Consider the following 21,720-nt stretch of genomic DNA (forward strand, 5'->3'; position numbering starts at 1 on the left):
TTATGAAAAAACTAATTATACTTTTAACCTGCATGTTATGGAGTATGACATGCATTAATGCCCAATGTCCAAACGGTGATGCGGAAATGGGTAATTTCAGCAACTGGCAGACTTATGTGGGAAGCAATACAACAGGAACCCTGAATTTATCAACCTTTACTCCAAGTCTATCACCAACCCAGCATACCGTGACGGGAATAGGTAATGACCCGATACTAGGCGCTTCTTTACCGATGGTGGGAGAAGGCAACAGTGCTTTCAGATTAGGAAATTCTACAGCTATGAACGGTGCAGAAATCATGTCTTATACCTTCACAGCAGGAAGCTCTATATCATTTATGTATGCTTTGGTTTTACAGGGAGCCCACAGCGATTCTATGATCAATGGATTTTTCAGTTATTGGGTCAGCAGAACCAATGACCTTGCCAACAGTACCGCACCTGGTAATCTGGTCATTTCCCCTGTTAAAATTAACGGCAGCAACGTGGCTGATCCATTCCTCCAGACCACAAGCTATAATGGTGAACCTCTCTCATGGAAGGAGTGGCAGACGTTATGTCTTCCTATTCCTTCTCAGGATGTCGGCCAGCAGCTGACCATTTATTTTGCAACAGCAGACTGCAGAGATAGCGGACATTTTGGCTATGCTTACATAGATGCCCTTTGCAAGCCGGTACCTCCTGAACCTGTACTTGTAGGACCTTCTACAGTATGTAATATTGATGATCCCATTCTTTTTAGCGGAAGCCGCACAACTAATGAGTCTCAATATGTATGGTTTGCCCAGGAATGTGATGCTTTGGGGAACCTCATCGGAAGCCCGCCTTTTGCTGTCATCCGTAATGGGCCTGTAGGAACTTACAGCTTGCGGTCCAGTGGGATTAATTTACAAAGCGGGCATTATTATAAAGTTACTCTTCAGGTCCGGAACTGTACCAGTGGCTGGGTAGTGATTTCAAAAATTGTTAAAATAGAATTCCCTATCATTCAGACAAGCAATAAAGTGATCTGCTGTGGCTCAAGCGTTAAATTAAGAGCCAGTGTGAATGCTCCGGGTAATGGTTCAGCCACAAGCTACAAATGGTATGATGAAGCGGGTAATTTTATAGGTAACGGCAGCGTATCCTATAGCGGACCTATTGGCGGACCCTTTACTCCGGCTAACGATATCACTGTAACACCTACCAAATGTACCAAGTACAGGGTTGTATTTGAATATAACGGCTGTAAAAATTCACAATGGGTATATGTTACTCTTATTCAGAATGTGCGAGGTGCTTTCGGATGTGTAAGCTATAATAACTGTACAGGAACAGGCACTGTAAAATTTGACCCGTGGATCAAACTCTGCGGTAATGAAGCTGAAGTAGGTCCGGATTACGGTTTTCATATGCAGCAGGCTACAAACAGCATTAAGTATTCCTGGAACACAGGCAGTACCAGTGATACCTCTGCTGTAACAGGAAACACAGCTTCAACGGTAACTGTCACAAGTGCTTGCGGAACGAATACGGCAACAATCACTCCTCCGGTTTTTACAGGCGCTTTTCCAGGCTTATTTAAACCTACCGGCATGTCTGTAACCAATCCGTTTGTTATTTATAACACGATGATGAACCAATATGCCATACCTGCATATAATGCCTATTCGTATGAACTTAGTGTGTATGACCGCTGGGGAACCCGTGTTTACTACAAATATGAAACGACCTGTCTCGGTTTTTATAACGGTCAGATCAGATGGGATGGAAGATACACTCCTGATGCGAACGGTAATCCGGGACCATATGTTAATATTCCGGGAGTATACTCATGGAGCCTTAAGCTGACCAATTGTTCCGGCAGCGAAAACTTTAAAGGTGATGTAACTTTTATACAGTAATTTGATTTTCAGATTCAATTTTATAAAAAATCCCGACATTTTTTGTGTCGGGATTTCTTTTGCTGGTATAACTAAAGTTTTAATAGATCAACTCTTATGCTTTATTCGGTTTGCTTACATATTTATTGCCTTTTATAAAAAACCGCCAGGGTAAAAATGCATCTTCCTGTGCATATGCAACACCTATACGGGGAGCTTTTATAATATTATCAGAGGAATATTGAATTCCGTGATTTTCAATCCATATTTCATTTCCATCCAGGTCTTTTTTATTAAAAGATTTATCAATACCTAAAGCTTTGGCTGCAGATCCGGGGCCGGAAGAAATAGCCGCTTTATCGGCAGGCATATTCCGTCTGAGTTCCATGATGTCTTTTCCTACCAGCGGCTCAACAGCTCTGATTAGTACAGCATGAGGCTCGTCTTTTACAGAGGTCACAATATTGAACAGATGATGAATTCCGTAGCATAAATAAACATAGGAAACACCACCGTGACTGTACAACGTTTCAGTGCGGTCTGTCCGTCGGCCTCCATAAGCATGGGAAGCTTTATCCAGTACTCCGAAATAGGCTTCTGTTTCTACAATAATTCCGGCTGTTACTTCACCATTTATATCTGTAAAAAGAACTTTTCCCAGAAGATCCTGAGCGAGAAAAAGGACATCCTGGTTGGAATAATAGGAGAGTGGCAGTTTCAAATGAATGGTTTTTATGAATTTAACAGGTTAAAAGTAAGGATATAAAAACAATTTTCATAGAGATAAACAGATTGTCACTACATTTGAATATGAGTTATTGATATTCATTCAATCCAAAAGCAAAATTATAATGAAATCTTTTAATTTGACGCTGTTTATGATTACTTTTTGTCTGACAGCATTGGCATTCAATATTCCTTATCAGCAATCGTATCAAAAAATGATTGTCGGAAAATGGCATCCTGTACTTTCCTATGCTGAAGGGATTGAAACTAACGGAAAACGTACTGTAATAAATAATTCTAAATTTAGCAGCAAAGATATCATGCAGTTTAATGCTGACGGTTCTATTATGGATAGTGGACAGCTTTACTTTTCATATTCATTCGGTCCTGATTATAAGACGTTATCTTTATTTGATGGAAGCAACTCTGAAAGAAAATTTGAAATCATTCAATTAGACAAAACAACCATGAAAATTGTAATGAAAGAGACAGACAAGTACAAAGGAGAGCCCTTTTATATAACCTGGACTATTGTATTTAAAAGAAAATAAAACTTATATAAAAATGGAAATCCAACATTATCTATAACCTTTCAAAAGAGGTGATATCTTTAACCATATTTTAAGTGAGTTCTAATTGTATTCTAATGCATTAAAGCTTTACTGCTGCATTATTAGCTTTAATTTTGCAAAATGGAAAAGAAAAAATTATCTGCAGCTTTATGTAAAACTACTTGCTTGTTATTATTAATTGTTGGCAGTAACGTGATTAAAGCCCAAAGTAAGGGAAGCTCAGAGATAAAAATTGCCTATGGACTTGGAACCACCACAGATTTTATTAATGCTTTCAGCAGTGTGTTTACATTTGGTTATGGCCCCTATGAGACAGAAAATTCCGGAGCTTTTGTCGTTGAATATAACTATGCAATAAAGGATAAATGGATTATTGGGACAGACCTCGCATATCAACAGGTAACGAGAGAATATTCCGATAAATCATCAGAAAAATCACACAATTATACTTTTGCCGTAAAAAGTAACTACAACTATATATCCAAGCCAAAGTTTCGCATGTATTCCGGAATAGGATTAGGATTAACATTGGAAAAGAGTAGGAATCCTTTACAAAATGTCTCACATTTTAATTATCAGCTTACAGGACTCGGAATCAGATTAGGAGGCAGACTGGGAGTAAATGCTGAAGTAGGTTTTGGATATAAAGGAATAGGAAATATAGGGCTGGCTTACAGTTTATAATAAGCAGGATCAATATTCATTACCCCTATTTAAAAGAAAAACCAGATAATCTGATATCTGGTTTTTTCTTTTCTATTTTCCTCCCGGAGGACAATGTTCTTTTAAAAATTTAGTAAACATTGTAGCAAGGTGCAGTGATGTCCCTTCTCCTTCATCAATAGAGTGTGTTCGGTTAGGGTAAGACATCAGCTGAAACTGTTTGTTGTATTTTACCAGTTCGTTGATGTATACTTCTGTATTCTGATAGTGTACATTATCATCACCTGTTCCGTGAACCAGTAAAAGATTTCCTTTTAGATTTTTAGCATAAGCCAGTGGAGATCCATTGACAAAATCTTCTCTGTTCTCCTTTGGAAGCCCCATATACCTTTCCTGGTATATATTATCATAGAACAGCTGATTAGCCACCGGAGCAATAGCAATCCCTGTCTGGTAAATATCAGGATATTGTCCCAAAAGGTTCAGGGTAGAAGAACCTCCGCCGCTCCATCCCCATACGGCAACCCTTGAGGTATCTGCATAAGGCCATTTTGCAAATAAAGCTTTGGCTCCCATTGCCTGATCACGGATATTAAGCTGTCCTATTTTACGGTACACCGATTTTCTCCATTCACGGCCTCTTGGAGCAGGTGTTCCGCGGTTTTCAAGAGAAACATACAGATAACCATCTTCAGCCATATCACCAACATATAAATCATTCCATCCTGTATAGAAACTGTCTGTTACCGTTTGTGTTGCCGGTTCTCCATAAACCATAAAAACAATCGGATATTTTTTATTAGGATCAAAATTTTTAGGTTTTACTACCCATCCGTCCAATGTAACTCCATCCTGTGTTGCAATCTGGAAAAATTCTGCTTTAGACCTTGCAGGGTCTGCTTTTGCTGTTCTTTTGGCAGCAACCAGTTCTTTATGTTCCGGAAGTGAAATTACTGAACCCATTGAAATTGCATTGACACTGTTATTCGTAAAGAGAGCAATCTTCCCATTGGGTGATATTGTATATTTATTAGAACCTTTATAAGCTTCAGGAGTTACTTTTTGTGCTTTTCCTCCTTTCATACTTACTTTATACAGGTATTTCTGCGTCGCATTATTGGGTGAAGCTGAAAAGTAGATTTGTTTGTTCTGAACATCGAAAAACTCAGGTTTTATTACATCGAAAGCATCTTTTGTAATCAATGTTTCCTTACCGCTCATATCTATTTTATAAATATGTCTCCATCCGTCTTTTTCAGAAAGCCAAAGGAATTCTTTTCCATTTTCAATCCAGTCCCAGCCACTTGGGTCATTATCATTCCAGCGGGATTTGATATCAATCCATGCAGCATCTGTTTCCGTATAAATAGCCTTACTGCTGCCGGAACTGGCATCTGCTACAATAATTTTACTTTGATTCTGCTTTCTGTTCAATTGCTGGAGAATAATGGATTTAGAATCCAGTACCCATTCCATTCTCGGAATATAGTTTTGTATTTCATCCCCTGCAATATCTGTTTTCTTTGAAGATTTAGAGGCAAGATCATAGAACCAGATGCTGCATCCTGAAGGATTTTCGCCCACTTTCGGATACTCTACAGGAACTGTAAATGAATACAGACTGTCTGTATTGTTGATCATCAGGAAGTTTTTTGTACCTCTTGCATCCAGTTTCCAGTAGGCAATTTTGTTACCGTCCGGTGACCATCGGAAACCATCCTGAGTTCCAAACTCCTCTTCATAGACCCAGTCGAAAGTCCCGTTGATCATTCCGTCTGTTCCATCGGTAGTGATCTTGGTCATCTGATTGTTTGAAAGATCTTCAACATAAATATTATGCTTAGACACATACGCTACTTTTTTTCCATCCGGAGAATATTTTGCAAACATCAGTGATGAAGATGGCAGGCCTTTCCCAAGCTGGGTAAGTTTTTTAGTGTTTTTATCGAAAATCCAGTAATCTCCACGGGTATTGTCTCTCCATACTTTCCGGGTATTGGCAAAGAGTAATAAACTTTTGTCGTCCGGAGATACCTGAAAACTTTGTACCTGCAACGCTTCAGAACTTCCCGCAGGAATCAGTGCATTGCTGTCTAAAAGAGTTTGGTCTTTTCCGGGATGCAGTACATCAACAATTTCAACCCCTTTTTTAGTAAATGAATAGTAAGCATTGCCATCCGGAGTCCACTGTGTCTTTTGTGCAGCCAATGGTGACAGACACAGGAAGTACAATGCAATAGCCGTTAGTTTTTTTATGTTCTTCATAGATAGTATTTGATTAAGCTCAATGTTCAGCTCTGTAATTTTCAATTTCTTCAACTGTTTTGATCAGCCCGTTCCCAAGAAGTCTGTATCCGTCATCCGTGATCAGGAAATCATCTTCCACACGGATTCCTCCGAAGTTTCGGTATTCATTCACTGTATCATAATTAATAAAATCTGCATTTTTATTTTCAGCCTGCCAGATATCAATCAGTTCCGGGATCATATAAATACCGGGTTCAACTGTTACTACAAATCCGGATTCAAGGGCTTTTCCTAAGCGTAAAGATTTAAGACCGAATGTATTGGTATCTTTGGGTTCTTCTTCGGTATAGCCGATATACTGCTCTCCAAGATCTTCCATATCATGCACATCAAGTCCCATCATATGCCCCAATCCGCATTGAAAAAACAGAGTATGGGCATGGTTTTTTACCGCTTCTTCAGGGTTTCCTTTCATCAGTCCGAGATCTATAAGACCTTCTACCAGGTATTGTGAGGCTTTCAGATGAATATCTTTGAATCTTACTCCCGGTTTAAGAAGCTGCTGGGCATTGTTAAAAGCATTCAGAACCACTTCATACATTTCCTTTTGCTTAGTGGTAAAGGTTTTGCCCGCAGGAAATGTTCTGGTAAGGTCTCCCGCATATCCCATTGCAGTTTCCGCTCCGGAATCATTAAGGAAAAGATCTCCCTCTTTCAAGGTATTGAGACGGTAGTGGTTATGCAGAATTCCTCCGTTGATGGTTACGATCGGAGGATAAGACATCTGACATTCTTTATTGGCAGCAAGATATTGAATGGCATTCGCAATTTCATATTCTTTAATGCCTGGTTTTGCAATCTGCATTGCCAGCAAATGCATTTCATTGGATACATTCACTGCCTGTTCTATCTGCACTATTTCCTGAGGCTCTTTTATAGAACGCTGCTTCACAATGGCTTTAATCATCTCTGCAGAAGGCTGTAATGCTGCTATTTTAATTCCAAGCAGATCGCCAAGCAAAATTTTATTGGAAGACTGATATGGAGGAAGATAATGTACCTTTCTGCCGGAAGTCTGTGCTTTCAGAATATATTGAGCAAGCTCTGTATATGGCATGGTTTCCTGTACTCCGGATTTCAGACTTTTCTCTTTCAGTGTTTCCTGTCTGCCCATCCATACGATGTCATCTATACTTAATTCATCTCCGAAAACAATGGTCTTATTCTCATCAATATCAATAATGGCCGCAATACGGGGTTCCTGGATTCCGAAATAATATAAATAGGTACTGTCCTGGCGGAAATAATAAGGATTGTGTTCAAAATTCACAGGGTTCTCTATATTTCCCAAAAACAATAAAATTCCGTTGGCTACATTACTTTGTAATACTTTTCTTCTATCTTGATAGGTTTGTGTTGAAAACATATTATGAATACTTTTTAATTTAAAGTTTTAAAGTTACGATTTTGTACTATTGACCGCTCTTTATTCATGAAAATAAAGAATAATGTAAAGTTTGGATTTTAATTTGACATTCAGTGTTCATATTTTGCTTAAATTCGGTCATATTTTAACCGATAGCCCATAAAATATTGATTCTATGAAGAGTCTTCAGTTTTCAGTCCCTGCCGACACCAACAAAAGTATCCGCATTCAGGAAGATATAATGCCCAATTTTTATCCTTATTTCCATCGCCATACGGAAACCCAGATCATGTGGATTCTTAAAGGACACGGAACATTGGCCATAGAACAGAACCTCTTCAATTTTGAGGCTGGTGACATTTTCTATCTGGGCGCCAATCAGTCGCATGTCTTCAGGGGTAATTTTGATAAAGATGAAAAGCAAAAAGTTCATTCTATCTCTATATTTTTTGATCCTTATAAAAAGATCGCCGCATTTTTCGACTTGCCGGAATTTGGGGAACTTAAAAGTTTTATTGCCCATTCAGAAGTCGGTTTTCAGGTTGCTCCTAAACTAAAAATAAATATTGGGGAAAACATTGCAGCATTACAAAAAACAGAAGGAGTAGAACAGATCATAGATTTCATCCGCATTTTGAACCATCTTATGCAAAACAGACATCTGCATATTCCTTTATCTTCGGAAAAAAATCTTCCTAATCACATTTCAGACTATGATCAAAGAATTATAGATGCCCAGACCTTTATTAAGAAGAACTTTGCCCAAACGAAACTTACCCTTGACAGTATTGCCCGGGAAGCCTGTATGACCCCGCAGGCATTCTGCAGATCCTTTAAAAAACGAACCCGAATCACTTATATTGAATACCTTAATGAGCTCCGTGTACAGCGAGCATGCAGACTATTGACATCCAGCAATATGTACAGTATTTCTTCGGTTGCTTTTAATAGCGGATTCAACAGTCTTACCAATTTTAACCGCGTTTTTAAGTCCATTATGAAATATTCACCTAAAGAATACCTAAAGCATTACAAAGAGGCTACCATAGAGCAATAAAAACAACCTGTTAAAATACGGTGAGTATCTATTAAAATATTAACATTTACCGTTTTGAAATTCCGCTAGTTTTGGATAAATATTATTTGATATGAGTACAAAACTAAACTGGGAAGGTATTTATCCTGCTGTATTAACTCCTTTTACCAAAGAAGGTGAGATCGACTTTGAAATGTTTACTCTCAATACAGAAGCCCAGATTAAAGCAGGCGTTCATGGAATTATCCTTGCAGGAACATTAGGTGAAGCCAGTGCTTTGGAAACTGAAGAAAAATTCGAACTGCTGAAATACGCAAAAAAGATCACTCAGGGAAGAATCCCCGTTATTCTTAACCTTTCTGAAAATACGACCAAAAATGCCATATACTTTGCTCAAAAAGCTAAAGAATCAGGTGCTGACGGGCTTATGCTGCTTCCTCCTATGCGGTATAAAGCAGACAGCCGTGAAGTGGTAGAATATTTTAAAGCAGTAGCTACTGCTACAGATCTTCCTATCCTCATTTATAACAATCCTGTAGATTACGGAATATACGTCACCCTTGAAATGTTTGAGGAGCTTATTGAATGTCCAACTATTCAAGCTGTTAAAGAATCTACAAGAGATCTTGCCAATGTAACCAGAATGATTAACCGTTTTGGAAAAAGAATAAAAATTCTTGGTGGGGTAGATACCATTTGTCTGGAAACCCTCATGCTTGGTGCAGACGGCCTTGTGGCAGGTCTTGTAGATGCTTTTCCTAATGAAACTATGGCAATGTATAACTCCGTTAAAACAGGTAAATATGACAAAGCCATAGCAATCTACAGATGGTTTATGCCATTATTGGAACTGGATATTCATCCTAAACTTATTCAGTACATCAAACTGGCTGCTACAGCGGAAGGGATCAGCAGTCCTTATGTAAGAGCACCACGCCTGGAACTTCATGGCGAAGAAGCTGAAACAGTAAAAAAGATCATTGAAGAGGGCATAGCCAACCGCCCGGTATTAGATTAACTTCAGAAATAAAGCTATGATTGAAGAAGCATCAAAAGAGAATATTGATAGAAGAATTCAGATGGCTGCCGATGCCTATCAGTTTCTGAAGAATACCACTGTAAAAGAACGGGCGGCCTTCATGAACACAGTTGCCGATAAGATTGAAACATTGGGAGAAGAACTTTTGACAATGGCCCATTCTGAAACCTCACTTCCTTTGGCAAGACTTACCGGAGAAAAGGCAAGAACCGCAGGACAATGGAGAAGCTATGCAAAAGCTGTAGCCACAGGAATATATACAGAACCACGGATTGATCTTGCCCAGCCAGACAAGCAAAAAGGAGACCTCAGAAAATACAATGTAGGCATAGGACCTGTGGTTGTTTTCGGGGCAAGTAATTTTCCGTTTGCTTTTTCTACAGCGGGCGGTGATACGGCGAGTGCCATTGGAGCAGGCTGTCCTGTTATTGTAAAAGCGCATCCGGCACACCCTAATACCTCTCAACTAATGGCTGATGCCATAACAGCTGCTGTAAAAGAATTTGGATGGCCTGAGGGAATCTTCAGCCATATTACCGGAACATCCTATGATATTGGGGCTTATTTGGTCCAGCATCAGGAGATCAGAGCCGTTGCGTTTACCGGCTCATTTACCGGAGGAAAAGCTTTGTTTGACATAGCTAACCACCGTAAAGATCCCATTCCGGTTTTTGCAGAAATGGGAAGCATTAATCCTGTATTTGCCCTGCCGGATTTGCTTGAAAACAGAGCAGAAGCTTTCGCTAAAGAATATCTTTCCTCCTTAACATTAGGAGCAGGACAATTCTGCACCAACCCGGGAGTATGTATTGCTCTTAAAGGAGAAGCTCTGGACCGTTTTATCAATACCCTGAAAAACGGAATTCAGGAAACGATTCCCGCAAATATGCTTCACAAAGGGATCTATGAAAGTTTTGAAAAACATAAAACCATTGCAGCAGAACAGCCGGAAGTACATATTATTGCAACAGCAGATACAGAAATTGATGAATGGCAGGGACGTGCTATGATGATAGAAACCAGTGCCCAAAACTTTATAAAAAATCCTGTGCTGGGTGAAGAGGTTTTCGGACCCTTTGGGATCATTGTAACTTGTGAAACCCGGGAAGAAATGATGGAAATTGCTCAACAACTGAAAGGACAGTTAACAATTACCCTAGCAGCTACCGATGAAGATGCCCGGAATAACCTTACGCTGATCAATCTTCTGAAGGATAAATGCGGAAGATTACTATTCAACGGAATGCCTACAGGAGTAGAAGTTGTTTATGCCATGCAGCATGGAGGTCCTTTTCCTTCCACTACTGATTCCCGTTTTACCTCTGTAGGCCCGGATGCTGTCAAGAGGTTTATCCGTCCTATTTCTTTCCAAAACTGGCCGGATGAATTTTTGCCGGAAGAGCTGAAGAATGAAAATCCATTGCAGATCAACAGAATAGTAAACGGAGAAGTCAATTCAGGATCATTAAAATTACAGACAACATGAACAGAACATTTTTTTGTATAGATTCGCACACCTGCGGCTGCCCTGTACGTCTTGTTGCAGGAGGTGGCCCCATTTTAAAAGGAAATTCCATGATGGAGCGCAGGCTTCACTTTATGAAAGAGTACGACTGGATCCGGAAAGGGCTCATGTTTGAACCTCGAGGTCATGATATGATGAGTGGGAGTATTTTGTATCCGCCTATTGACGAAGAAAATGATATCGGAGTTTTATATATTGAAACCAGCGGATGTCTTCCCATGTGCGGGCACGGAACAATCGGGACCGTAACCATTGCCATAGAAGAAGGTCTGATTTTTCCTAAAATTCCCGGAAAACTGCGCCTTGAAACACCTGCAGGACTTATTCTCATTGATTATGTACAGGAAGGCAAAAAAGTAACGTCTGTAAAACTGACCAACGTAAAATCTTTTCTGTATGCTGAAAATCTGGAAGTTGAATGTCCGGATCTTGGAGTAATAAAAGCAGATGTAGCTTATGGCGGAAACTTCTATGCGATTATAGATCCACAGGAAAATTTCAGAGATATTTCTGATTTTACAGCCAGCCAGCTTATTCATTATGGAAAGATCATCAGAAAATTACTCAATGAAAAATACCCATTTATTCATCCTGAGAATGAACACATTACAGGATTAAGCCATATTCAATGGACAGGCAATCCCAAAGATCCTGAAGCAAGCGGACGAAATGCTGTTTTAGTGGGAGAGAATGCCCTGGACCGTTCACCATGCGGAACAGGTACTTCTGCAAGAATGGCTCAATGGTATGCTAAAGGTAAATTAAAAGAGGGGGAAGAGTTTATCCATGAAAGCTATATCGGATCCCAATTCATCGGCAGAATTGAAGGAACGGATACTGTTGATGGAAAATCAGCAATTATTCCGTCAGTAGAAGGCTGGGCAAGAATTACCGGCTATAACCATATTATTATTGATGATGAAGATCCTTATTGGCAGGGATTTCAGGTTATGTAAACAAACATATGACACAAAATAAAGGAAAAGCACTCATTATTGGTGCAGGAATAGCAGGTTTAAGCTCCGCCTATTATCTTTTACAGAAAGGCTGGAGTGTAGAAATCCTGGAGCAGAATGATCTTTCCAACAATTGTTCTTATGGCAATGCAGGAATGATTGTACCCAGCCACTTTACTCCGTTAGCAGCACCGGGTGTTGTTGCCCAAGGAATCCGATGGATGTTTGATAGCAAAAGCCCGTTTTATGTAAAGCCTTCATTTAATGCTGATCTGTTTTCCTGGGGAGTCAAGTTCTTAAAACACTCCAATCAGAAGCATGTAGACCGTTCGGCATCAGCGATCAGAGACCTTAATCTGGCGAGCAGCACTCTCTATAACGAGATTGCAGCAAAGGATGAATTTGATTTTGAACTTAATCAGAATGGGATTCTGATGCTCTACAAAACCGAAAAAGTAAGAGAAGAAGAAACAGAACTTGCCCATAAAGCAATCAATCTGGGATTAACTGTTGACATTCTGGATCAAAAAGGAATTCAGGAACTTGAGCCTAATATCCGGGTGGACGTTATAGGAGGGATTAATTACAAATGTGATGGTCATATGAATCCAATGAAACTGATGAAACAAATGATCTCTTATCTTAAAAATAATGGTGTCGTTTTTTATACCCATCACAAAGTAACCGGATTTGAAACTTCAGAAAGGATGATTAAAACCGTAATTGCCAATGATAAAAAGTTTACAGCAGACTGTTTCGTCATGACAGGAGGTTCATTTCTCCCTGAACTGGCTCAGAAGGCAGGAATCAAAATTCAATTAATGCCCGGCAAAGGATATTCATTCATGCATACCCCAGAAAATCCGGTCAACACCCTGAACCATGCTGCCTTACTACTGGAAGCAAGAGTGGCTGTCACCCCTATGAATGGGCAGATCCGTTTCGGTGGAACGATGGAGCTGGCTTCCCATCATGATAAAATTAATATGAAAAGAGTAGAAGGTATCGTCCGGTCTATTCCTCAATATTTGCCTGACTTTCAAATGCATTATAAAAAGGAATCTGAAATATGGTTTGGCTACAGACCCTGTGCACCGGATGGGCTGCCTTATCTGGGACAGTCTTCCCAGTTGAAAAACCTGATTATTGCAGGCGGCGGCGGTATGATGGGATTAAGTTTAGGACCCATTTTTGGAAAAACAGTTTCAGAACTTGCCAATGGCCAAAAGCCAACTGTTGACATCAATATATTCAACCCTGAAAGATTTAGTTAAAAAAACATCACATAACACACAAAATTAAGCCCAAAACAATTTGATTATTCAAATAATTTATTAACAAACAAATCCAAAATTTATGAAAAAATTTAAATTACTACTACTTGTTTCCCTATTTCCAATAATAGGTTTTGCTCAGGAAAATAGACCTCATGAGTGTAAAGCAGATGAAATGATGAAAAAACATTTTGAACTGCACCCTGAATCTAAGGCTGAATATGAAAATTTTGAGAAATTCACCAAAGATTTTGTAAAAAAAATGGAATCAAACAAAACTCCATTGAATAATACGATCAACAATCCAACCTACATCATCCCTGTGGTTTTTCATGTGTATGGAGAATCTCAGAGTAATGTAAAAGTAAATTACCAAAAAGTAGTTGACTTACTGGAACAAATCAACTTAAACTTCAATGGAATCAACACTGATTCAAACACCGTAGATCCTGATTTCCAATCTATTAAAAGAGCATTAAGTATTGAATTTCGATTAGCTAAAATTGATCCAACCGGAAAAGCAACAAGCGGAGTGGTATTTCACCCTTTCAAAGGTGGATATGGCAACGGAGGTGGATATGATGCACAAATTGGCGCAGATGCATGGGATAATACAAAGTATATGAATGTGTATATACAAAATGACCTATATGCTAATAAAGATTTATATCAATCAGGAGTTGCCTGGTATCCGGATTCATACATGACTTCAGTAAATACATCCAGAGTTGTTTATAATGGGCGTTATATATTCAATGCCGCAGGAACAGTAGCTTCAAACGAGTTTTCTGATACATTCACTCACGAATTTGGGCATTGGTTAAATCTTCAACATACGTTTAATGTTCTTTGTTCAACTGCGAACCCTGGTAATGATGGTGATGGAGTTGCTGACACCCCTGTAGAAAATAATTCTAATGGATTAGGATGTGCAGCTGGCAACAATTGTCTTGGACAAAAAGTGAACGTTGAAAACTATATGGGATACAATGGTTCTTCCGGTTGTTATAAAATGTTTACCAATGGACAAGTCAACAGAATGCTAGCCGCATTAAATCATCCTTCGAGAATAAATTTATGGCAGCCCGCAAACTTAGCCGCAACCGGTGTTGCCAATACTCCACCTAAATTAACCCTTAGCAACAGTACATTTACAGAGAACTTAAACAATAATGGAGCCGTGTCATTAGATGGAACAGTAGCATCTGCCCCTACATCAACGATTACGCTAAACGGAGCAACATTTGCCGTACCCAATGGAACAACTCTTACTGCAGGAACACATTTCACTTCTTCATTACCAGCAGGACTAACAGCAACTATAGCAGTTACAAGCCCTACTACTGCTACACTTACCATAAATGGTGCGGCAACCAGTCATCCTAAAAGTCAGGTCCTGAATTCATCAATTACATTCCTAAACGGGGCTATAACAGGAGGCGTAACTTCATTAGGATCAACTACAGCTTTGGCATTAACTTTTTCTTACAAAGATCCTTATAAAATAGTTACAGGAACTCCTCTGGAAAGTTATGCCAACCCAACAGCAACAACAGTAACAACCAATTCCGGGGCAACTTGGAAATATTTTATCATTAATCCGGAGCTTAGTGATGATGCAGGGTATGGCGCTTGGTACTATGGAGCAAATCAATTAAAATTTGAAACCTATTGGAAAGGATTAGTATGTGAAACAGGAACACGAAATATTAGCTTAATTCCGGCTTGCACCACTATAACTAATGCAAATAATATAGGTTATCCAACTGGTACTCCCGGACAACTTGACGTATACACTCCTACATATACTAACTGGTCTGGCCAAACCGCTTATGTTGGTTTTAGAAACCAATTCGAAGGCTACAACATTAACGGCTATTTCAAACTGATTGTGGGGGCAAATGGTTCAAATTATTCTGTAACAGAGTTTGGATATAATACACAACCATATGGCAGCATTACAACCCCTTGTGCATTATCATTATCCTCTGCAGGCGTTGATACAACAAACTCAGAAACATCCATCTATCCAAATCCAGTTTCTGATGTATTGAATATTAAAACAAAAGGGAAAATTAAATCAATTTCTGTTTACGACATGTTTGGAAGAAAAATGAATGCTAAAGTTATTGGTGATAAGGTTGATGTTAAACACTTCCTAAGCGGAACTTATTTAATTGATATTGAAACTTCTTTAGGGAAATCTTCCCAAAAATTCATTAAAAAATAGAATCAAACTCAAAGCAGTTACAGACTGGTTTAAAACTTTTTAAATAACAAAACACTTTTCTCAGAAATATGAATAATAGTTTAGTATTCATATGCAGTTGATTGGGCTTAAAAGTTAAGCCCAATTTTTTATTATATAGGTTCAGTTCATAATTTATTTATGTACTTTTATTCTGTAATTACAATTCCAATGCATTATAAAAACGAAAGGATTATCATCCGTGAATTTACACCCAAAGAATTTTTATTGTTTTCCACTCTTTTTGAAAATGAGAATGTTACCCGCTATCTGCCTTACAAAACTCCTGAAGAATATAAGGAAATGTTTGATAAAGCACTGGCAGATTATGAAGCAGGGCCATTCAGCAGATGGGGAATATTCAGCACTCAGAATAATGATTTTGTGGGAATGTGTCTGGCCAGAATCTTCCTTGATAATCCTGATCAGCTGGAAATAGGGTATACTTTAGGCGAAAATTACTGGGGAAAGGGACTCGGAACTGAAGTTTGTAAAGCCCTTATTGATTATTGTTTCTCATTAAATCTTAAGAAAGATATTGTTGCTGTAACTGATCTTGATAATATCGGATCTCAGAAAGTCCTTCTGAACAACAACTTTAAGAGAATTGAAAATCTGATGCGGGAAGATCGGGATAGAGAACTTGCTTACTTTATATTACAGAAAGAGTATAAATCCGAAAAAAAAACGATCTGATACATAGGTTTCTAATTAATATGCCTATCTCGCAGATGTTTGCACGTATTCTTTTTCCTAAGACTAAATCAAAGATTTTTAAGCTTAAGTGAACTTCTCAACAGCTTACCTGTCACTTAAAATCAACTTAAGTGTTTTTTAATCTTTTGTGACTTTTGTGGTTAAGATATAATCAAAGCCTTACACAGAAAACATTTCATTTATCAGATATTTATCATAACTTGCAGAAATTATGATGTCAAAACGTTGCAAATATGCGCTTAAAGCAATGGTCAGATTAGCAAGGAATTATAACCAGGGCTTTCTGTCAACCTCCATTATTGCACAAGATGAGAACATCCCCAAAAAGTTTCTGGAACAAATTCTCCTCGAACTCAAAAGAGCCAAACTTGTCAATAGTAAGCAAGGCAAAGTAGGAGGGTATTATTTGTTAAAATCACCTGATGACGTCTCATTAGCAGATATTTACCGGATTTTCGATGGCCCTATTGCCCTTACACCTTGTGTCTCTTTAAACTTTTATGAAGCATGTGACGATTGTGTAGATGAAGCAGTCTGCTATCTGAGAAAAGAACTCATCATCGTTCGTGAAAAGACCAGAACAAGTATGATGGAGGCCACTCTGACTAAGTTTATCAACAAGGATTAAATTTTTTTTATTTAAATTCTACTATTTTGATGGGAGTTATAGAATTTTATATATATTTGCAAGAATTAAATCTCAATTCAAAATGGAATACAGTCTGAAAAATGAATTCGAAAATATTGTAAAAGAGGCTTCTGAAGCTTCTTTTCAAACTAATGGGCTGCAATTACTGACTGAAAGATTCCCTGGTAAAGTGATCTTTTCAACCAGTTTCAGCTATGAAGATCAGGTTATCACTCATCTGATAAAAGATTTAAATATTGAAATATTCACGTTAGACACGGGAAGACTTTTTGAACAGACTTACGAAACCTGGACATCTACCAAGGCTTTCTTTAAAAAAAACATCAAAGCATATTATCCGGATACAGAAGAGCTCAGAGAATTTGTTACAGAAAACGGTCCGGACTCATTTTACCAATCTGTAGAAAAGAGGAAAGCATGCTGTACGATCCGTAAAGTACATCCTTTAAAAAAAGCACTGGAAGGATATAAAGTATGGATCACAGGACTTAGATCTGAACATTCTGCCAACAGACAGAATATGCCGCAGCTGGAGTGGGATCCGGATAATAAGATCATTAAATATCATCCTATTCTTCACTGGACTTCAGAACAAGTGACAGACTATGTAAAAGACCATCATTTACCATATAATCATCTTCATAAAAAGGGATTTGTAAGCATAGGATGTGAACCCTGTACCAGAGCGATCAAGGAAGGGGAAGATTTCAGAGCCGGCCGATGGTGGTGGGAAGATGCCAACAAAAAAGAGTGTGGTCTGCATATTCATCAATAAAAAAAGAAAAAAATGTCAATACATCAGTTAAATTATTTAGATCAGTTAGAGGCCGAATCTATTTATATATTAAGAGAAGTGGCGGGCCAGTTTGAACGCCCGGCCTTATTATTCAGTGGAGGAAAAGACAGTATTGTACTGGCTCATCTGGCAAGAAAAGCATTCTTTCACGGGAAAATCCCGTTTACATTTGTGCATGTAGATACGGGACACAACTTTCCGGAAGTTTTGGATTTTCGTGATCACCTGGTAAAGCAGTTAGATGTTAACCTTGTAGTCCGAAAAGTTGAAGACACCATAAAAAGTAAAAAATTAACTGAGGCTAAAGGTAAATTCCCAAGCAGAAACTGGCTGCAGACCTATACACTTCTTGATACGATTGAGGAATTTGAATTTGATGCCTGCATCGGAGGAGCCCGCAGAGATGAGGAAAAAGCCCGCGCCAAAGAAAGAATATTTTCTGTGCGTGATGAATTCGGGCAGTGGGACCCCAAACTTCAGCGCCCGGAGTTGTGGAATATTTTTAATGGAAAAATTCACAAAGGAGAAAATGTAAGAATTTTTCCCATCAGCAACTGGACTGAACTTGACATCTGGAACTATATCCGTAAAGAGAAAATGGCTCTTCCTTCCATTTATTTCTCGCATGAAAGGGAAGTGGTAGATTTTAACGGTCAGTGGCTTGCCAATTCATCCCACGTTTTCTTAGAACCTGAAGATATTATCACCACAAAAAAAATACGCTACCGTACTGTAGGAGATATGACCTGTACTGCAGCTGTGGAATCTAATGCTGTTACAATAGATGCCGTAATCGAAGAAATTGTAGCAACCAGAATTTCAGAACGTGGAGAAACCAGAATTGATGACAGAGTGACAGAAGCCGCTATGGAAGACAGAAAAAAAGGAGGCTATTTTTAATCAATGATAAAAGATAATTGATCAACAATCACACAGAATATCACTTATCATTTATAACAAAAATCGGATGGATATATTAAGATTTATAACAGCAGGAAGCGTAGATGACGGAAAAAGTACCCTTATCGGCAGACTGCTTTACGATAGCAAAAGTATTTTACAGGATCAGTTGGAAGTCCTTGAAAAACATTCTAAAAACAAAAATGAAGATGGGGTAGACCTTGCTCTTCTAACAGATGGTTTGCGTGCAGAAAGAGAACAGGGAATCACAATTGATGTTGCCTACCGCTATTTTTCGACCGCAAAAAGGAAATTTATCATTGCTGATGCTCCCGGGCATGTGCAATATACCCGTAATATGATTACGGGAGCATCTAACTCTGACCTGATGGTTATTCTAATCGATGCACGAAAAGGAGTGATTGAACAAACCAGAAGACATTCTATCATCGCTTCTTTACTACAATTAAAGAAAGTTGCGGTAGCCATTAATAAAATGGATATGGTGGATTATTCTGAAGAAGTTTTTGAATCTATAAAATCTGAATATTCAAAAATTGCAGAAAATCTTGGATTAAACGATGTCAGTTATTTTCCTATTTCTGCACTGAAAGGAGATAATATTGTTTCAACATCCACCAGAACAGAATGGTATGAAGGAAATTCCCTTCTGGAATATCTTGAAGAAGTAACTTTAAATGAAGAAAAGAATAATGGAAACCGTTTTCAGGTTCAGTATGTGATTCGTCCTCAGACTGAAGAACTGCATGACTACAGAGGGTATGCCGGACAAATATTAAGTGGAAAATTCACAAAAGGAGACAAAATTCATATTCTTCCGGCAGATCTGATCACTGAAATCACTAAGATTGAGATCAATGGCATTGAAAAAGAAGAAGCCTTTGAAGGTCAGCCAGCCGTTATTCATCTTGCTCATGATGTGGATGTCAGCAGAGGAGATATTTTTGTGACAGAAGAACATATTCCTGCAGTTGAAAAAGATCTTGAAGTTCTGTTATGCTGGCTTGATCAGAAACCGTTGCAGCCAGGAAATAAATACCTTCTGCAACAAAACAGCAGACTTATAAAAGCAGTTGTAAAAGAGGTAGATTACAAAATCAATGTCAATACCCTGATTCAAGAACAGGTAGACAGCGAAATTAAACTGAATGAAATTGTAAAAGTTACGCTGCGAACAGCACAGCCTCTGGTTTACGACAGCTTTACCCATAATAAAACTACGGGCTCTGCCATTTTGGTGGATGAAACGTCCAATTCAACGGTAGCAGCCTGTATAATTCAATAGAAAAAATGGCAATTTCCGATCATTTAACACAACGAATTCATCAGACTAAACAAAATAGTATTCATGGATTCTTTGATAAGATAAAGACAAAAAGATGGGTGAAGGATTTGTATGAAACACTTTTCCTTCCTCAGAATGACAATAGTGAAGACCAGCTTAAAAGAAATTTTGAAACACTGAGGGAAACTCTTTCTGAACAGATCAATACCGTAACAGGAGATCAGGACAGTACTGAAAAACAGGTTAATCACTTTTTTGAATCTCTGCCTGGCCTTTATGATCAGTTGGTTTTGGATGCAAAATCTATCGTGGAATTTGATCCTGCAGCCGATTCTCTTGAAGAAGTATATCTGGCATATCCCGGCTTTTTCGCCACATATGTCTATCGTATTTCCCACCAGCTTTGGACTCAGGAAGTGAAAATTTTACCACGTGTCATTTCAGAGTATGCTCACAGCAAAACAGGAATTGATATTCACCCGGGAGCAGCCATTGGAAAGTCCTTTTTTATTGATCATGGGACAGGAATTGTGATCGGAGAAACAACTGTTATCGGAAATAATGTCAAAATCTATCAGGGAGTAACCCTTGGAGCCTTAAATGTTTCCAAAGAAAAAGCCCATCAGAAAAGACACCCCAATATTGAAGATGATGTGATTATCTATTCGGGAGCCACTATTCTGGGAGGTGAAACTACGATAGGAAGAGAGAGTATTATAGGAGGAAATGTCTGGATTACACAGGATGTTCCTGCCAATTCTCTGGTCTATCACAAAAGCGAAATAAAAATAAAGGATAATACTTCATTACCGGAATCATTAACCTTTGTGATTTAAAAAAACAAAAAAGTAAATTGATATGAGATTTCAGAACGCATTAGAAACGATTGGAAATACTCCCGTCGTAAAAATCAATACACTATTCAATTCAGACCATGAAATCTGGATTAAACTTGAAAAAAGCAACCCTGGCGGAAGCATTAAAGACAGAATTGCATTAGCAATGATTGAAGATGCAGAAGCAAAAGGATTATTAAATAAAGACAGCACCATTATAGAACCTACCAGCGGAAATACAGGAATAGGACTCGCTTTGGTTGCTGCCGTAAAAGGATACAAACTAGTCCTTGTAATGCCGGAAAGCATGAGTATAGAACGCCGTAAAATCATGGAAGCTTACGGAGCTGAATTCGTACTTACCCCAAGAGAAAAGGGAATGAAAGGCGCCATTGAAAAGGCTAATGAACTTGCTGAAGAAACTCCAAATTCTTGGATTCCAAGACAGTTTGATAATCCTGCCAATGTAAAAGTACATGTAGAAACTACTGCTCAGGAAATTTTAAAAGACTTCCCGGACGGGCTTGATTATATCATTACAGGAGTAGGAACGGGAGGACACATCACCGGAATTGCAAAAACAGTAAAGGAAAAATATCCTGACGTAAAAGTGATTGCAGTAGAACCGGAATTATCTCCCGTATTGAGCGGAGGAAGTCCTGCCCCACACCCATTACAGGGACTTGGAGCCGGTTTTGTTCCTTCTATCCTGGATATTACCCTTTTAGACGGAGTGATCAAAGTAGGCAAGGAGGAAGCCTATGAGTATGCCCTTAATGCCGCTAAAAAAGAAGGCCTTTTTGTAGGAGTTTCTACAGGAGCCGCTTTAGCAGCAATTGCAAAACATTTACCGGAAATACAATCTACCGCTAAAATCCTTACCATCAATTACGATACCGGAGAGAGATATCTATCCGTAGAAGGACTTTTCTAAATCCTTAA

General features: G+C 38.6%; 19 protein-coding genes. 16 read left to right on the forward strand and 3 right to left on the reverse strand.

Going from position 1 to position 21,720, the window contains the following annotated elements; translation table 11 throughout:
* The first annotated feature begins 2 nt into the window (after positions 1 to 2).
* Complete coding sequence (locus CHRYMOREF3P_RS02435; protein ID WP_139348538.1) at positions 3 to 1,883, forward strand: hypothetical protein; 1,881 nt, start codon at positions 3 to 5, stop codon at positions 1,881 to 1,883.
* Between the two features lie 94 nt (positions 1,884 to 1,977).
* Here the strand turns inward: CHRYMOREF3P_RS02435 and CHRYMOREF3P_RS02440 are convergent, their stop codons facing one another.
* A complete protein-coding gene (locus CHRYMOREF3P_RS02440; protein ID WP_077417318.1) occupies positions 1,978 to 2,583 on the reverse strand; it encodes a DNA-3-methyladenine glycosylase in 606 nt (201 codons plus the stop codon).
* Positions 2,584 to 2,713: 130 nt separating this feature from the next.
* Here CHRYMOREF3P_RS02440 and CHRYMOREF3P_RS02445 point away from each other — a divergent pair, with 130 nt between their 5' ends.
* Both CHRYMOREF3P_RS02445 and CHRYMOREF3P_RS02450 read left to right on the forward strand, forming a co-directional pair.
* Complete coding sequence (locus tag CHRYMOREF3P_RS02445) at positions 2,714 to 3,139, forward strand: hypothetical protein (RefSeq protein WP_139348537.1); 426 nt, start codon at positions 2,714 to 2,716, stop codon at positions 3,137 to 3,139.
* 141 nt (positions 3,140 to 3,280) lie between these two features.
* Complete coding sequence (locus CHRYMOREF3P_RS02450) at positions 3,281 to 3,844, forward strand: outer membrane beta-barrel protein (protein WP_077417313.1); 564 nt, start codon at positions 3,281 to 3,283, stop codon at positions 3,842 to 3,844.
* 72 nt (positions 3,845 to 3,916) lie between these two features.
* Here the strand turns inward: CHRYMOREF3P_RS02450 and CHRYMOREF3P_RS02455 are convergent, their stop codons facing one another.
* Positions 3,917 to 6,088 carry a S9 family peptidase gene (locus CHRYMOREF3P_RS02455; protein WP_180563770.1) on the reverse strand — a complete coding sequence of 724 codons (2,172 nt, stop codon included), beginning with the start codon at positions 6,086 to 6,088 and terminating at the stop codon, positions 3,917 to 3,919.
* 19 nt (positions 6,089 to 6,107) lie between these two features.
* Positions 6,108 to 7,496, reverse strand: coding sequence for an aminopeptidase P family protein (locus CHRYMOREF3P_RS02460; RefSeq protein ID WP_180563771.1), 1,389 nt, complete (start codon positions 7,494 to 7,496; stop codon positions 6,108 to 6,110).
* 175 nt (positions 7,497 to 7,671) lie between these two features.
* Between CHRYMOREF3P_RS02460 and CHRYMOREF3P_RS02465 the strand changes: the two genes are divergently transcribed.
* The 13 genes from CHRYMOREF3P_RS02465 to cysK all read left to right on the forward strand — a co-directional run bounded on the left by CHRYMOREF3P_RS02465 (position 7,672) and on the right by cysK (position 21,712).
* Positions 7,672 to 8,553 carry a helix-turn-helix domain-containing protein gene (locus tag CHRYMOREF3P_RS02465; protein WP_077417307.1) on the forward strand — a complete coding sequence of 294 codons (882 nt, stop codon included), beginning with the start codon at positions 7,672 to 7,674 and terminating at the stop codon, positions 8,551 to 8,553.
* Between the two features lie 91 nt (positions 8,554 to 8,644).
* Positions 8,645 to 9,550, forward strand: coding sequence for a dihydrodipicolinate synthase family protein (locus CHRYMOREF3P_RS02470; protein WP_180563772.1), 906 nt, complete (start codon positions 8,645 to 8,647; stop codon positions 9,548 to 9,550).
* A gap of 16 nt (positions 9,551 to 9,566) precedes the next feature.
* Complete coding sequence (locus CHRYMOREF3P_RS02475) at positions 9,567 to 11,057, forward strand: aldehyde dehydrogenase (NADP(+)) (RefSeq protein ID WP_180563773.1); 1,491 nt, start codon at positions 9,567 to 9,569, stop codon at positions 11,055 to 11,057.
* A complete protein-coding gene (locus CHRYMOREF3P_RS02480) occupies positions 11,054 to 12,052 on the forward strand; it encodes a 4-hydroxyproline epimerase (protein ID WP_077417301.1) in 999 nt (332 codons plus the stop codon). Before CHRYMOREF3P_RS02475 ends, CHRYMOREF3P_RS02480 begins: the two co-directional genes overlap by 4 nt.
* Before the next feature lie 8 nt (positions 12,053 to 12,060).
* The gene (locus CHRYMOREF3P_RS02485) at positions 12,061 to 13,326 is read left to right on the forward strand and encodes an NAD(P)/FAD-dependent oxidoreductase (protein WP_180563774.1); all 1,266 of its coding nucleotides are present in this window, start codon (positions 12,061 to 12,063) and stop codon (positions 13,324 to 13,326) included.
* Between the two features lie 82 nt (positions 13,327 to 13,408).
* Positions 13,409 to 15,556: a zinc-dependent metalloprotease gene (locus tag CHRYMOREF3P_RS02490; RefSeq protein WP_180563775.1), complete on the forward strand. Its 2,148-nt coding sequence runs from the start codon at positions 13,409 to 13,411 to the stop codon at positions 15,554 to 15,556.
* A gap of 189 nt (positions 15,557 to 15,745) precedes the next feature.
* Positions 15,746 to 16,270, forward strand: a complete 525-nt coding sequence (locus tag CHRYMOREF3P_RS02495) for a GNAT family N-acetyltransferase (RefSeq protein ID WP_077418072.1) — start codon at positions 15,746 to 15,748, stop codon at positions 16,268 to 16,270.
* Positions 16,271 to 16,502: 232 nt separating this feature from the next.
* Positions 16,503 to 16,919, forward strand: a complete 417-nt coding sequence (locus tag CHRYMOREF3P_RS02500; RefSeq protein WP_077417295.1) for an RrF2 family transcriptional regulator — start codon at positions 16,503 to 16,505, stop codon at positions 16,917 to 16,919.
* 82 nt (positions 16,920 to 17,001) lie between these two features.
* A complete protein-coding gene (locus CHRYMOREF3P_RS02505) occupies positions 17,002 to 17,715 on the forward strand; it encodes a phosphoadenylyl-sulfate reductase (RefSeq protein WP_077417293.1) in 714 nt (237 codons plus the stop codon).
* A 12-nt stretch (positions 17,716 to 17,727) separates the two neighbouring features.
* Complete coding sequence (gene cysD, locus CHRYMOREF3P_RS02510) at positions 17,728 to 18,636, forward strand: sulfate adenylyltransferase subunit CysD (protein ID WP_180563776.1); 909 nt, start codon at positions 17,728 to 17,730, stop codon at positions 18,634 to 18,636.
* Between the two features lie 67 nt (positions 18,637 to 18,703).
* Positions 18,704 to 19,942 carry a sulfate adenylyltransferase subunit 1 gene (locus CHRYMOREF3P_RS02515; protein ID WP_180563777.1) on the forward strand — a complete coding sequence of 413 codons (1,239 nt, stop codon included), beginning with the start codon at positions 18,704 to 18,706 and terminating at the stop codon, positions 19,940 to 19,942.
* Between the two features lie 5 nt (positions 19,943 to 19,947).
* Entirely contained in the window at positions 19,948 to 20,778 is an 831-nt protein-coding gene (gene epsC / locus CHRYMOREF3P_RS02520) for a serine O-acetyltransferase EpsC (RefSeq protein ID WP_180563778.1), read from the forward strand.
* 22 nt (positions 20,779 to 20,800) lie between these two features.
* On the forward strand, positions 20,801 to 21,712 hold the full coding sequence (cysK, locus tag CHRYMOREF3P_RS02525) for a cysteine synthase A (RefSeq protein ID WP_180563779.1): 912 nt from the start codon (positions 20,801 to 20,803) through the stop codon (positions 21,710 to 21,712).
* Positions 21,713 to 21,720 lie beyond the last annotated feature (8 nt).

The organism is Chryseobacterium sp. JV274 (assembly GCF_903969135.1).
Lineage (GTDB): Bacteria > Bacteroidota > Bacteroidia > Flavobacteriales > Weeksellaceae > Chryseobacterium.

Excerpts from the sequence above, each read along its gene's own strand:
- CHRYMOREF3P_RS02475 (WP_180563773.1), top strand. The coding sequence starts at position 9,567 with ATGATTGAAGAAGCATCAAAAGAGAATATTGATAGAAGAATTCAGATG.
- CHRYMOREF3P_RS02480 (WP_077417301.1), top strand. The coding sequence starts at position 11,054 with ATGAACAGAACATTTTTTTGTATAGATTCGCACACCTGCGGCTGCCCT.
- CHRYMOREF3P_RS02485 (WP_180563774.1), top strand. The coding sequence starts at position 12,061 with ATGACACAAAATAAAGGAAAAGCACTCATTATTGGTGCAGGAATAGCA.
- epsC (WP_180563778.1), top strand. The coding sequence starts at position 19,948 with ATGGCAATTTCCGATCATTTAACACAACGAATTCATCAGACTAAACAA.
- CHRYMOREF3P_RS02470 (WP_180563772.1), top strand. The coding sequence starts at position 8,645 with ATGAGTACAAAACTAAACTGGGAAGGTATTTATCCTGCTGTATTAACT.
- CHRYMOREF3P_RS02490 (WP_180563775.1), top strand. The coding sequence starts at position 13,409 with ATGAAAAAATTTAAATTACTACTACTTGTTTCCCTATTTCCAATAATA.
- cysK (WP_180563779.1), top strand. The coding sequence starts at position 20,801 with ATGAGATTTCAGAACGCATTAGAAACGATTGGAAATACTCCCGTCGTA.
- CHRYMOREF3P_RS02465 (WP_077417307.1), top strand. The coding sequence starts at position 7,672 with ATGAAGAGTCTTCAGTTTTCAGTCCCTGCCGACACCAACAAAAGTATC.
- CHRYMOREF3P_RS02460 (WP_180563771.1), bottom strand. The coding sequence starts at position 7,496 with ATGTTTTCAACACAAACCTATCAAGATAGAAGAAAAGTATTACAAAGT.
- CHRYMOREF3P_RS02495 (WP_077418072.1), top strand. The coding sequence starts at position 15,746 with ATGCATTATAAAAACGAAAGGATTATCATCCGTGAATTTACACCCAAA.
- CHRYMOREF3P_RS02505 (WP_077417293.1), top strand. The coding sequence starts at position 17,002 with ATGGAATACAGTCTGAAAAATGAATTCGAAAATATTGTAAAAGAGGCT.
- cysD (WP_180563776.1), top strand. The coding sequence starts at position 17,728 with ATGTCAATACATCAGTTAAATTATTTAGATCAGTTAGAGGCCGAATCT.
- CHRYMOREF3P_RS02435 (WP_139348538.1), top strand. The coding sequence starts at position 3 with ATGAAAAAACTAATTATACTTTTAACCTGCATGTTATGGAGTATGACA.
- CHRYMOREF3P_RS02445 (WP_139348537.1), top strand. The coding sequence starts at position 2,714 with ATGAAATCTTTTAATTTGACGCTGTTTATGATTACTTTTTGTCTGACA.
- CHRYMOREF3P_RS02500 (WP_077417295.1), top strand. The coding sequence starts at position 16,503 with ATGATGTCAAAACGTTGCAAATATGCGCTTAAAGCAATGGTCAGATTA.
- CHRYMOREF3P_RS02515 (WP_180563777.1), top strand. The coding sequence starts at position 18,704 with ATGGATATATTAAGATTTATAACAGCAGGAAGCGTAGATGACGGAAAA.
- CHRYMOREF3P_RS02450 (WP_077417313.1), top strand. The coding sequence starts at position 3,281 with ATGGAAAAGAAAAAATTATCTGCAGCTTTATGTAAAACTACTTGCTTG.
- CHRYMOREF3P_RS02455 (WP_180563770.1), bottom strand. The coding sequence starts at position 6,088 with ATGAAGAACATAAAAAAACTAACGGCTATTGCATTGTACTTCCTGTGT.